At 46.9% G+C, this 13,253-nt stretch carries 9 protein-coding genes; all 9 read left to right on the top strand.

What is annotated here, in order from left to right:
• The first annotated feature begins 1 nt into the window (after window position 1).
• Entirely contained in the window at window positions 2-982 is a 981-nt protein-coding gene (locus BFP72_RS04315; RefSeq protein ID WP_099597972.1) for a pectinesterase family protein, read from the top strand.
• Between the two features lie 35 nt (window positions 983-1,017).
• Window positions 1,018-2,706: a glycoside hydrolase family 28 protein gene (locus BFP72_RS04320; RefSeq protein WP_099600678.1), complete on the top strand. Its 1,689-nt coding sequence runs from the start codon at window positions 1,018-1,020 to the stop codon at window positions 2,704-2,706.
• Window positions 2,707-2,747: 41 nt separating this feature from the next.
• A complete protein-coding gene (locus tag BFP72_RS04325) occupies window positions 2,748-4,226 on the top strand; it encodes an Ig-like domain-containing protein (protein ID WP_158233281.1) in 1,479 nt (492 codons plus the stop codon).
• Between the two features lie 48 nt (window positions 4,227-4,274).
• On the top strand, window positions 4,275-5,213 hold the full coding sequence (locus tag BFP72_RS04330) for an alpha/beta hydrolase (protein WP_099597974.1): 939 nt from the start codon (window positions 4,275-4,277) through the stop codon (window positions 5,211-5,213).
• A gap of 129 nt (window positions 5,214-5,342) precedes the next feature.
• The gene (locus BFP72_RS04335; protein ID WP_158233282.1) at window positions 5,343-6,599 is read left to right on the top strand and encodes a DUF4861 family protein; all 1,257 of its coding nucleotides are present in this window, start codon (window positions 5,343-5,345) and stop codon (window positions 6,597-6,599) included.
• A gap of 31 nt (window positions 6,600-6,630) precedes the next feature.
• The gene (locus tag BFP72_RS04340) at window positions 6,631-7,800 is read left to right on the top strand and encodes a glycoside hydrolase family 105 protein (RefSeq protein WP_221406469.1); all 1,170 of its coding nucleotides are present in this window, start codon (window positions 6,631-6,633) and stop codon (window positions 7,798-7,800) included.
• Between the two features lie 21 nt (window positions 7,801-7,821).
• A complete protein-coding gene (locus BFP72_RS04345; protein WP_099597976.1) occupies window positions 7,822-8,229 on the top strand; it encodes a cupin domain-containing protein in 408 nt (135 codons plus the stop codon).
• Window positions 8,230-8,473: 244 nt separating this feature from the next.
• Window positions 8,474-12,832, top strand: a complete 4,359-nt coding sequence (locus BFP72_RS04350) for a two-component regulator propeller domain-containing protein (RefSeq protein WP_099597977.1) — start codon at window positions 8,474-8,476, stop codon at window positions 12,830-12,832.
• Window positions 12,833-13,007: 175 nt separating this feature from the next.
• Window positions 13,008-13,211, top strand: a complete 204-nt coding sequence (locus BFP72_RS04355; RefSeq protein WP_099597978.1) for a hypothetical protein — start codon at window positions 13,008-13,010, stop codon at window positions 13,209-13,211.
• The last annotated feature ends 42 nt before the right edge of the window (window positions 13,212-13,253 follow it).

Genomic DNA, 13,253 nt, shown 5'->3' on the forward strand with positions numbered 1-13,253 from the left:
CATGCGATTGCCTCTTGTCATAGCGTTGTTTTGGATTGGTAGCACCTTGGGAGCGAGTGCGCAGGCGGATCAGTATGATTTCGTCGTGGCGCTGGATGGCTCGGGGGATTATACGACCGTACAAGCTGCACTGGATGCCGTGCCGGATATCCGAAAAGCAGAGACACGTATTTTGATTAAAAAAGGGGTGTACAAAGAGAAGTTGGTCTTGGCAGGTTCTAAGACCAACGTCACACTCATCGGTGAGTCTGTGAAAGAGACGGTGTTGACCTATGACGATTTTGCGGACAAGCTCAACCGATTCGGAGAACGCATCGGTACGTCAGGGTCATCTAGTTTTTATGTTTATGGCGATGGTTTCAGAGCGGAGAATCTCACGTTTGAGAATTCGTCTGGACCCGTAGGGCAGGCAGTGGCAGTACGGGTCGATGGAGACCGAGTGGCATTTGTGGGCTGTAGGTTCTTGGGCTACCAAGATACGCTCTACCCACACGGAAAAAATTCGAGGCAGTACTACAAGAACTGCTACATCGAAGGGACAACAGATTACATATTCGGTTGGTCTACAGCAGTTTTCGAGCAATGTGAGATATACTCGAAGACGGGAGGGAGATACATTACAGCGGCGAGTACAGTAGAATCCTCTGCGTATGGTTTTGTCTTCCTCAACTGTAGATTATCAGGAGATGCACCCAAGGGATCGGTCTATTTGGGACGGCCTTGGAGAGATTATGCACAGACGGTATATATCGGATGTACGATGGACGAGCACATTGCACCAGAGGGATGGCACAATTGGGACAAACCCAATGCGGAATCAACCGCATACTATGCCGAGTACGAGTCTAGAGGGTCAGGAGCAGCGCCCGATGAGCGTGTCGCTTGGTCACATCAGCTGAGTCCGTCGGAGATGCAGAAGTATGATGTAGTGACAGTCCTCGGTGGGTGGAATCCCAACGAACAAACAACAGTAGAGCCTTAAGAAAGAGATTTAATACAGTGAATATGAAAATAGACATGAAAAGAATTGTAGGGGTAGTATTGATAGCCGCACTCGGTATGCAGGCATGCCAGCCCAATGCTACGGTAGCGGTAGAGACGGTCGACGAGACGGCGTTTTTGTATGACGGCCTAGAGTTTGATATGCCCAAAGTGGAAGAACCTTCCTTTCCAGATTATACAGTGAGTATAGAGGAGTATGGTGCGGTAGGAGATGGTCTGACCGAAAATTCGGAAGCCATCAATCGAGCCATACGAGAGGTGTCTCAAAAAGGAGGTGGGACGGTCGTCATTCCTAAAGGAATTTGGCTCACAGGTCCTATCTCTTTGCAGAGCAACATCAACTTGAATACGCACGACGGAGCATTGGTACTCTTTAGCGATGATTTTGATCTTTATCCGATCATAGAGACCAATTTCGAAGGGTTAGAGACGTTCAGATGTACATCCCCCATCAACGGTAAAAACTTGACCAATGTGGCGATCACAGGAGGAGGAGTGTTTGACGGATCAGGTGACTCATGGAGGCCCGTGAAGCGGAGCAAATTGACTGAAGCGCAGTGGAAGAAATTTATAAAGTCTGGCGGTGTGACTAGTGATGACAACCGTACTTGGTACCCTAGTGAAAAGTCTAAGAAAGGAGATACCGCAGGCAATTTCAATGTGCCAGACCTTAATTCCTTGGCCGAATTCGAAGAGGTGAAAGACTTTCTACGACCTGTGATGGTGAGCATTATTGGGAGCAATAAAGTGCTGTTTGATGGGCCTACTTTTCAGAACTCACCAGCATGGAATTTACACCCACTCATGTGTGAGAATGTGATCCTACGCAACCTGACGATTCGCAACCCATGGTATTCACAAAATGGTGATGGTCTGGATCTGGAGTCTTGCAAAAACGTCCTGATTTACAACAATAGCTTTGATGTTGGAGACGATGCGATCTGTTTCAAGTCAGGCAAGGACGAAGACGGGCTGAAAAGAAATATTCCTACTGAGAATGTCATTGTGAGGGACAACATTGTCTACCACGGTCATGGAGGATTCGTCGTAGGGAGTGAGATGTCTGGTGGAGTCAAAAATGTTCACGTGTCGCATTGTACATTCATAGGTACGGACTGTGGGTTGCGCTTCAAGAGTACGAGAGGTAGAGGTGGAGTAGTAGAGCAGATTTACATCTCTGAGATAGACATGATTGACATAGGAGCCGAGGCGATTCGTTTCAATTTGTTTTATGGAGGAGAATCTCCAGTGGCGTCTGATGGATCAGTGGGCAAAGACATGGCCAAGGCCGAAGAAGTAGCGGTGACGCGTACCACTCCGTCGTTTAGAGATATCTATATCAAGAATGTGACCTCTACAGGTTCTGGTGTAGCAGCGTTTTTTCAAGGTTTGCCTGAGATGAAACTCAAAAACATCCAGTTGGAAAATGTGATGTTGGAAGGAGAAAGAGGAATCACACTCATAGACGCGGATGATATCGTGTTTACCAATGTAGTGATCAAGCAACAAAAGGGATCGGCACTGACGACTTTCAACACTTCAGGCTTGCAGTTGACAGGCTTGGAAGTCGAAGAATCAGATAGCCCATCGATCAATATTTATGGAGGAGAGACCAAGAATTTTGTCTTGGCGAACTCTCAGATCGATAAGGCAGATGTAAATATTGGGGCGGAAGTGAACCTGAAGTCTATTGAGTTGAATTAATGCGTATTGATAATTAGGAAAAGTATACAATGAAGTGTGTGATGAGAAGTGTGTGGGGGATTTTAAGCGTGTGTGGAGTGCTGTTGTGCTCATGTGGAGAGGACGAAGGGAGCGCTGAAGCGACGATTTATGTCGAGTCGATCGAGTTGAGTGCGGACAATTTGATCAGTGATGTGACCCGGCAGGTTGAGGCGACTGTTTTGCCTGCTGAGTCAGAAAACCAGTCTTTGTCATGGTCTGTGTCCAATACGGAAATCGCTGATATTTCTGATTCGGGACTGCTGACGGCCAAGAAGAATGGTGCAGTGACAGTGAGCGCTATCGCGATGGATCAAGAAGTGGTGAAGGGGACATTGACACTCTTGATCTCTAGCCTAGAAGAGACGACAGACCCAGACCCAGAGCCTGGGCAGACAATCAACGTATCGAACCAGGCGGAGCTAGAAGCGGCAGTTTCGGCGGTAGCACCAGGGGATTGGATACTATTGGCAGGAGGCGTCTATGACATGTCATCGCGTATCAGAATCAAGAGTTCGGGTACGGAAGATAGCCCAATCCTCATGAAAGCCGATCCCGAAGCAACAGAACGTCCCCTACTGGATTTTTCTCAGATGAGCGAAGGCTCGTCCAACCAAGGGATGCTGGTGGAGGGTGACTATTGGCACTTCAAGGGCTTTGATATCAAAGGAGCAGGAGACAACGGGATGCAAGTCAAAGGCAGCTACAACATCATTGAATTTTGCGCTTTTTATGAAAATTCGGATACAGGTTTGCAACTCGATGGAGGGGCGGCGGACAACTTGATACTCAACTGTGACTCCTATTTCAATGCAGATTCTAGCTTGGAGAATGCCGATGGATTTGCTGCGAAGCTGACCGTCGGATCAGGCAACAAGTTTGTAGGGTGTCGTGCATGGCAAAATTTGGATGACGGATGGGACGGTTACCTCAGGGACAATGACAACATCAAGACCACTTACGAAAACTGCTGGGCTGTCAAGAATGGCTACCTCAAAGATGGAACCGAAGGAGCAGGGGACGGCAATGGGTTCAAAACAGGTGGGAGCGACGACAAAGACCTCAAGCACAACGCAAGCTATACCAATTGTATAGCCGCAGGCAATACGCACGACGGGTTTGATCACAACAGCAACAGAGGATCGGTAGAGATCTACCATGGAGGTGCGTATGACAATGGCACCAACTATAACTTCAGTTCCAACAATAGCCTTGGTGTCCTTATTGTGAAAAATAGTGTCGTAGTGGGGGCTACAGGGAGTCTCAATGCGAGCGTCAAGGATATAGAATTCAACAGTTGGAATGTAGCTAGTGCTACGACAGATGACTATGAGAGTTTGGACATAGACCTGCTGTTGGGAGATCGTCAAGCAGACGGTAGTTTGCCAGATGTGGCGTTTATGAAATTGAAAGTAGGCAGCACCCTCATCGACGCAGGGACTGATCTGGGTACAGTATATCAGGGCAGTGCTCCAGATATTGGACCATTCGAAAAGCAATAAATAATAGAAGTGTTATTCATTCATTTTAGTAATAAGTTAAGTCCCGCTATGTATATAGTGGGACTTTTGTTTTGGGCTGTACAAGGAGCATGGGGGCAGAGTTACCCGAGAGACACCTCCTACACAGTCCAAGGCACATACGCCAAATACAAAAAGAAATTTCCAGAGATTGAGGTTGCTCAGGCTATACCTAGTGCCGAATTGCGGCAGTACAAAGGAGTCGTATATGCCACACATACGGGTCGTGATTTGTGCCTCAACGTGTACGAAGGATCACGGCCTGCAGAACACCAGCCCATGATTGTGATGGTGCATGGAGGTGGATGGATCTCAGGAGCTCCAGATCATCTCGAACCACTCGCTCAGACCTTGGCAATGGCAGGGTACGTGACTGCTACGGTGGAGTACCGGTTGTCCCCAGAGGCGATTTACCCTGCGGGTGTGAGGGATGTCAAATATGCAGTTCGTTGGTTGAAAACTCGAGCGAGTGACTATGGAGTGGACACGAGTCGAATGGTGCTACTTGGTAGCTCAGCTGGAGGACAGATAGCTGCACTGGTTGGGTTGTCAGGCGGTTTTGCTCTTTATGATATGGAAGACTCGACGCTGCATGCTTCTTCTCGAGTGCAGGGAGTCATAGATATGGATGGTGTTTTGGCCTTTCATCATCCAGATTCTCAAGAAGGCCAGGTGGCAGGACTCTGGCTGGGTGGGGCGTATGAGTCGGTACCTGAGACATGGGAGGAAGCCTCACCGCTCTCACACGTGTCAGCAGATGATCCGCCGATTTTGTTTGTCAACAGTTCGTCTCGACGCTTTCGGGCGGGACGTGAGGATGTGATCGAGCGCTATGACGCATATGGTATCTACCATCAGTCCTATACTTTTGGGACTACCCCGCATACTTTTTGGTTGTTTGACCCTTGGTTTGCCCCCACTGTTGCGGAGATTTTATCCTTTATGGAGGCCTTGTTTCCAAGCGAATGACTCATCGGGAATTGATTCCTGCCTGTGGGATGTGATATGTTAAAAAATGAATATTCGAGTGAAGGGGTATTGTCTAGTTTAGGGTTGTGAAATTATGAATAGACTAATTGAGATGAATTTATGTTATCGATGAAAAATGTACGTGCATCAGCATGGAGTAAGGCCCTTGTGGTGGCTTGTTGTGCTGCGACAGTGGGGGGGTGTGTTTCCAAAGGAGCAGCAACCAAATCTGAATTGAAATTGCAAATTCTCAACCCTTCGAACGAAGTGAGACAGGAAGTCGTGACTGTAGATTTGCCTGCGTCCATTCCTAGCCAATTGGAATATCTCAAACAGGGTGTGTACCAGGCAGATGGTGCATGGGTAGAAGGGGTGGACAAGGATGCAGACGGCGTACTGGATCAAGTGATTGTAAAAACAGTACTCCAGCCCAATGAGACCAAAGAAATTGGTTTGAATCAGAGCAATGCGACACGTGTAGTGAGCGCAAAAAGGACACAGGCAGAAATCTCTGTCAAGACAGGAGGGACTTGGGAAGGTCGCAAGTATGTAGGAGGTGAGTTTGAGAACATCAGTCATCTCTCAGTGCCTGCTGAGCACACTGATCATTCGTATTACATCCGCTACGAAGGCCCTGGATGGGAAAACGAACAAATAGGCTATCGTTTTTACTTAGATTGGAGAAATGCCATGGATATTTTTGGTAAAAAAGTAGACACGTTGGTGTTGCAGGCAGTCGGTCAAGATGGTTTTGACTCGTATCACGAGCCGGCCCCTTGGGGTATGGATGTGCTCAAGGCAGGCAAGTCGCTTGGTGTAGGTTCTATCGGTCAATACATTGATAGTACTGTTGAGCATTTTCAATCGACGGATTCTGTGACATGTGAGATTGCTCTCAATGGAGACTTGTCGTCCATTATCCGGACCAACTACTTCGGGTGGAAAACCTCGACCAATGCCACTGACCTAGAGTCTACGTTGCGTATCGATGCGGGTGATCGTGCTGTGGAGCATTCGGTCCAATTGAGCAAGGAAGTGTCCGGGTTTTGTACGGGACTCGTCAAGCACCCCAAGGGAGAAAAACTCGAATCCATCGTGGGAGCCAATGGTTGGGCCTATATCGCTACCTATGGAGAGCAGAGTTTGGCAGGAGATGGTTTGGGGTTGGCTATCCTCTACCGTGTCAATGACGTGGAGTATGTCAAAGAAGGTGATTACGACCACTTGGTGGTTTTCAAACCCACGACAAAAAAGTTCAGTTATTATCTCTTAGGAGCTTGGGAACAAGAAAAGGCTGGGATCAAGACCAAAGAAGAATTCAGTGATTACTTGAAGGAAAAGGTGAATAGACTCAACCATCCTGTGTCTGCCAACTTAGTGTACTGATCAGTTGCTAGAGGGACTTCTTATCGGAAGAGTGAGAGCATCCATAGTATTGGTGTTATGGGTGCTTGCCGTGCCTGTTTGGGGACAGCCGACCCAGTGGGGAGTTGACTTCAGTGACGCCATCATTCGTCGCTATCAGCCCAATATCAACACAATGACTGGCAAAAACTGGGATCATGCCAATAGCATAATTTTGCATGGTATGGAGAAGATATATGTCCAGACGGGTGATGAGAGTTACCTCAAATACATCCAGTCTTTCGTGGATGATTATGTATCGACGGCAGGAGAGGTCAGTGGGTTGAAAGAGGAGTTGGATGGGATACATCCTGGAGTATTGTGCTTGTTTCTATATCAAGAGACAGGAGAAGAGCGGTACAGAGTGGCGGCCCAACGCATGCGGGACTATCTGATCGGTCTCATAGACGCTCCTTCTGTATTCAATAAGACCCCTGACGGAGGCTACTGGCACAAGAATAACGATCACTACGAGCAGGTCATGACCGTGGATGGAGCTTATATGGCTAACCCGTTTTTGGTCAAGTACGGCCGAATGTTTGGTGATTCGCGGAGTATAGATGTGGCGGTTTTCCAGACCCTACTGATCGCTTCTCATACTTTCGATATATCCACACATTTGCCGTATCATGGTTGGGATTATACCAAGCACCATTCTTGGTCCCATCCTATCACGGGGACTTCTACGGAGGTATGGAGCCGTAGTGTAGGTTGGTTCTCTATGGCACTCGTCGACATGCTGGAATACCTGCCTGATACGCATCCAGACTATGCACGGATGATGCACCTCTATCAGGAGTTGGTCCAAGGAATCGTCGCGACCCAGACCGATGAGGGGATGTGGTATCAGATGATGCTTAAACCAAATCTAGTGGGCAACTATCTAGAATCGAGCGGCACAGGGATGATGTTGTATGCCTTGCAGAAAGGGAAACAATCGGGCTGGTTGGCTAACGATTGTGATTGGACTATTGATCGTGCCTGGGAGGCTTTGCAGGGGTATATCCGAGTCTATTCGGATGGGATGCCGCTTATCACGTCTTTTAACCCTGGGATGGGGATCAAAGACAACGCAGAAGAATACGTGAAGGTCAGACCTGTGGATTGTCCAAGCGAGCGAGACCATCAGCACGCTCATGGCTATTGTGCGATTCTCATGGCAGCCTCGGTGATGGAATTTTAACCTTAGAAGGAGAATTTAGTTATGAAAAGGAAATTGGCATTGACTGTATGGGGCATGTTGATGGTGTTTTGTGTTCAAGCACAAGAGTACACCATGGAGGACTGTGTCAATGAACTGGATCTAGACCGAGCAGTGATCAAAGACAGTGGTTACCAGTATTGGTTTATAGGAAAAGACTTTTTGGATGGACGCACACTCAAGATGAGTGTCGTGATGCCTGGAAAATCCACTCATCCCCCTCACCATCACTTAGAGGATGAGATGTTTTACATCCTTGAGGGTAGAGCAGAGTTTTATCTGGATGGGAAGACCATTGTAGCAGGTCCCCATACTAGTCTGTACTGCCCATCTATGTCCAAACATGGACTGAAGAATGTGGGGAAGCAAGAACTCAAATACCTGGTGATCAAAAAGTACCAAAAGGAATAGCATGTCCTCGGAGCTATGAAGCCATCTAGGGTGAGAGTTTGGATTTGAATACTTCCTTTGAGGCTAGATCTTTTAGTCTAAAATTTAGAGTCTAGCCAATGGATTGGGTAGCGTAGAGCATTTGGTTTTCACCTGTACATATGACGCATACAGGTCATAGTTGTTTGTTATAGTGTATTTGTTACACTTGTTTTGTACTTTTGGGAATAGGATTGAGGGAGTTTTTCTCTATTCGAAGCAGCAGATGATGAAGAAACGAATACTTGTATGGGCTTTGCAGCTTTGGGCTGTCGGGTTGTCGTGGGCTAGCCATGAGCAAAATATTCGTTTTCAACACCTCACCACCGAAAATGGGTTGGCCCAAAACATGGTCGACTGCATGCTGCAAGACAGCCAAGGCTACATCTGGCTAGGGACTTGGAATGGACTCTGCAAGTACGACGGATATACTTTTGAGACTTTTGACAGCCAACCCAACCGTGAATCTACCTTAGGGAATAATTTTGTCTATGCACTACTAGAAGATCCTTTTGGCAACATTTGGGTAGGTACGAGCAAGGGCCTTTACCTTTATTTGTATGACAGCAAGACCTTTCGTCAAATTGACCTCACATCCTATGGTTTGCCCAGAGTGGCTGCCGTACATTCTCTTCATATTAGCGATGAGTTGCTCCATATTGGTTCAAGCGAAGGGTTGACATCATTGGGTATCCAAGATAGTCTTGGAGATGTCCAACTGTACCAGCACCTGGGATGGGAAGGTGCGAATGAACTCAAAGGAACGGTAGTCAATGCGATCGCACATGACACCAAAGGGCAACTATGGGTGGGGACAGATTCAGCACTGTTTAGATTGAATCACGACCTCCAGTTGGAACAGGTGTATCAGTATGAGGAGAGAAATGGGACAAGCATCACGGCCAATTTGATCTTGGATATTTTGTTGACACGTGACGGGCAGGTATGGATTGCCACCGAAGTGGGCGTCAACCGCTACGACCCTGTCAGTGATGGTTTCGTACGCTATTACAATCAGCCAGACGAGCCCAACAGTTTGCTGCACAACTCGGTAATGGATCTAGCTGAGAGTGCCAATCAGCTTTACATGGCTACTTTGGGCGGCTTGTCAATATTAGATGAGGAGACGGGTGTATTTCGCAACTACCGAAACAACCCCTCGGATAATTTCAGTCTCAACAATGATTTTTTGAATTGTCTGCTGATAGATACCGAGGACAATGTATGGGTAGGAACCGAGCGAGGAGGTGTCAATATCATCAATGCACGACAAAACAGTTTTGAGCAAATCAAGTTTGAAATAGGCAATTCAAATAGTCTGAGTCATAGCACAGTCAATTCTATCTACGAGGGAGACAAATACCTATGGATAGGTACAGCTGGGGGAGGACTCAATCGGATGAACAAAAAAAGCAGAGAGTTTGAGCATTTCAAGATTTCGTCCACAGATCAGGGAGCCATTTCGAGTGATTTTGTGACTAAAATATACCGGATGAAGAACGGGGAGCTCTGGATCGGTACTTGGGGTCAAGGTATCAATATCCTAGCCAAGGGGAGGGATGAAGCTCCATTTCTACGAATGAATGAAGTGTATGGTATAGCGAGTAATGCGTTTATATCTTCGATCATGGAGGACAATTGGGGATATGTATGGATCGGCACTTTAGGGGGACTCTATCGGTTGGATCGGGCCAAAGGAGAGATGATACAAATCCAGTCTGTGAATCACAAAACAGGGATCAGTGCCGTAGGGTGCTTGGCATTGGACTCTAGAGGAAAAGTATGGGTGGGTACACGTGAAGGCTTGTTTCGGCTCGATCCCTTACAGCCCAACGAAAGCATCCAAATATTTCAGCACGAAAGTCAAAATGCCAATTCGATAAGCGGCAACTACGTGATATCGCTCATCGAGGATCACCAAGGGTACATGTGGGCAGGTACCTACGGTCAGGGGATCAACAAAATATCAATCGATGAAGATTCGGTCATCATCCAACGCTACGACACGAGAGATGGCCTCAGCAACAACATCATTTTTGGAATCGAAGAAGCAGCAGATCATGCACTCTGGCTCAGTACGGACTATGGACTTAGTCGCTTTGATCCTCAGCAGGAGACGTCTCGGAATTTCTACGTGTCAGACGGCCTGCTCAATAACCAGTACTACTGGTCTTCTTCTTTTCAAAACAAGGAAGGAAAGTTTTATTTCGGAGGAATGAACGGGGTGGATGCCCTACATCCAAACTGGATCAGTGACGAGATCGATCAACCACATGTAGTCATCACAGACCTGAAGCTACTGGATCAATCAGTCGTGCCCAACCAGAATTACAATGGTGTGGTAGTCAGTGAGGACCTGCTTTCTAGTGCCAAAAGCATCAAGTTGTCGTACAAGGAAAAGATAGTGTCATTTGAGTTTTCGACTTTCAATTTTTTGGATTCGGATTTGATCACCTTTGCCTATTATCTGGAGGGATTTGATCAGCAGTGGAATCACATCGGCTCCAAAAGACATTTTGCGAGTTATACCAACTTGAAACCTGGGGAGTATACTTTCAAAGTCAAAGCAGCTGGCCCCAACGGCATCTACAACGACATACCGACCGAACTCAAAATTAGCATTCAGCCACCCTATTGGGAGACGGCATGGTTTCAGTTGCTGCTGCTGGTCATCATGGTATCTGTGGTTTCGGGGTATATCCGCTACCGTGTCTACAGCCTCAAGCGCCAAAAGGCCGTGCTAGAGCAGCAGGTGAGAGAACGTACCGACGAGATCAACCGTCAGAAGGAAGCATTGACGTATCAGTCCATCCAGTTGAAAAAGACTAACGAATCTTTGGAGGATAAGCAGAAGTATATCGAAGGGCAGAACCAAGAACTGGAGAACAAGAACAAGGAGATAGGTGACCGCCGTGATGAACTGCTCGAGCTCAACAACAAGCTGAAACTGGTGAGTCAATTACGTCTGAGTTTTTTTACCAATATTTCTCATGAATTTCGTACCCCGCTGACCTTGATCATAGGACCTTTGGAGCGGCTGATGTCACACTACAGTTTTGGAGAGGATGTGAAAAACAACCTTGATGTCATCAATCGAAATGCCAAGCGCCTGCTTCATCTCATCAATGAAATCATGGATTTTAGAAAAATCGAGCAAGGCAAGGCAGAGTTGAAGGTAAGCCGAGGAGACATCAAAGACTTTTGCCTCCAGATTTTTGAAGCCTTTGAACCTTTGGCACAGATCAAAAACATTGATTTTGGGTACGAAGTGGGAGAGGTGCCAAAGGAGGTTTGGTTCGATGTGCAGAAAATAGAAAACATGCTGTACAACTTGCTTTCGAACGCATTCAAATATACGCCCAACGGCGGGAAAGTCAAGATGATGATCAGTAGTACGTCCAGAGAAGAATGCAAGTTGAAACTCGAGGAAGATTACAATGCTGCAGATCAGGAAATCATTAGTATAAAAATCACGGACTCGGGATCGGGTATCAGCGAAGAGAACCTTCCCTTGATATTCAAGCGGTTTTACAGAATAGAGTCCGAAAACGCCTTCAAGATCGGAGGGTCAGGGATAGGGCTAGCCATCACAGAGGAGCTGATCAAAGCTCACCATGGGGACATCTTTGTGAGTAGCCAGCTGGGAGAGGGGTCGGTATTTGAGATCCAGTTCCCTTGTCTACGTGTCTTGGCTCATGGTGTGGATCAGATGGAGGGCAGTGCCCCCAACATCCAGTCACAGATCGAAATATTGAAGAACGAACTTTTGATTCGAGAAGACGAACCCATGGCTCCAGAAAATCTAGTGATGGATCAAGAGCGCAGAACAATACTGGTCGTGGAGGATAATTTGGACTTGAGGAAGTTCATTTCTCTACGTCTAAGCGAGCGGTACAATATCATAGAAGCAAGCAACGGGGTCAAAGGATTGGCTTTCGCCGAAAAATACAATCCTGACTTGATTGTCAGCGACGTGATGATGCCTGAGATGGATGGGTTCGAGATGTGCACTTCCATCAAAAACAACTTCAGTACAAGTCACATCCCTGTGGTGCTACTCACGGCCAAATCGTCGGTAGAGAATCAGATCGAAGGTCTACAGATCGGCGCAGACGATTACCTGCCCAAACCCTTCAATTTTGAACTACTGGAAGCGCGTATTGCCAACCTCATCGAATCCCGTCGACAGCTCCGTGAGCAGTTTGCGACAGAGGAGGGCGTACGTCCAGCTGCCCTCACGCAAAACTCAAAGGATCAGAAATTCCTAGAACAAGCCATAGCGATCGTTGAGGAGCAGATGGTCAACTCTGATTTTAGCTCCAAGGAACTGGTCAAAGCTTTGGGTATCAGTCGTAGTTTGTTGCACAAAAAATTAAGCGCACTAACCAATCAATCAGCCTCCGAGTTTATCAATCATTTTCGAATGAAAAGAGCAAAGGAATTGCTCAAGGCGCTGGAGCTCAATGTTTCTGAGGTGGCTTACACTGTAGGCTACAATGATCCGAAGTATTTCTCTCGGTTGTTTAGTAAATACTACGGGTATTCTCCTAAACAATACCAAGAAGGACGAGTGGTTTCTCGGTGATTTGTTGTCAAACAATGGGTTGTAACGAATTGATAATCATATTGTTTAGACAATAGTCCAACCCAAAAAGACATAGCTCCACCTTGTTTTTCGCCCCATTGCCAACCTTTACGATACGGGAGGTCATGATCCCTCCTGTAGACTAAATTTTTAACTATTTACAACTAAGTATGATATGAAAGATTTTACTAGAAGTTTTTTCGTGTGCTTACTCCTTTCGTTGGTAAGCACGGCCATTCTTGCTCAGCACCACGGAGTGTCTGGGAGCGTAGCGGATACGCATCGTCAAGACCCATTACTGGGCGAAGCGGCCTTAGCCAAATACATCATCAATAAGGAAGCATTGTGGGGGCTCACCCCATCGGAGATGATCCGATAAGACCATAAGACTTACATGTTTCCTATATACAAAAGAATGAAC

This window comes from Reichenbachiella sp. 5M10 (genome assembly GCF_002742335.1).
Classification (GTDB): domain Bacteria; phylum Bacteroidota; class Bacteroidia; order Cytophagales; family Cyclobacteriaceae; genus Reichenbachiella.

What these genes read in the sequence shown, in the direction of transcription:
- BFP72_RS04325 (WP_158233281.1), top strand. Translation starts at nt 2,748, where the DNA reads ATGAGAAGTGTGTGGGGGATTTTAAGCGTGTGTGGAGTGCTGTTGTGC.
- BFP72_RS04330 (WP_099597974.1), top strand. Translation starts at nt 4,275, where the DNA reads ATGTATATAGTGGGACTTTTGTTTTGGGCTGTACAAGGAGCATGGGGG.
- BFP72_RS04350 (WP_099597977.1), top strand. Translation starts at nt 8,474, where the DNA reads ATGATGAAGAAACGAATACTTGTATGGGCTTTGCAGCTTTGGGCTGTC.
- BFP72_RS04355 (WP_099597978.1), top strand. Translation starts at nt 13,008, where the DNA reads ATGAAAGATTTTACTAGAAGTTTTTTCGTGTGCTTACTCCTTTCGTTG.
- BFP72_RS04315 (WP_099597972.1), top strand. Translation starts at nt 2, where the DNA reads ATGCGATTGCCTCTTGTCATAGCGTTGTTTTGGATTGGTAGCACCTTG.
- BFP72_RS04320 (WP_099600678.1), top strand. Translation starts at nt 1,018, where the DNA reads ATGAAAAGAATTGTAGGGGTAGTATTGATAGCCGCACTCGGTATGCAG.
- BFP72_RS04335 (WP_158233282.1), top strand. Translation starts at nt 5,343, where the DNA reads ATGAAAAATGTACGTGCATCAGCATGGAGTAAGGCCCTTGTGGTGGCT.
- BFP72_RS04345 (WP_099597976.1), top strand. Translation starts at nt 7,822, where the DNA reads ATGAAAAGGAAATTGGCATTGACTGTATGGGGCATGTTGATGGTGTTT.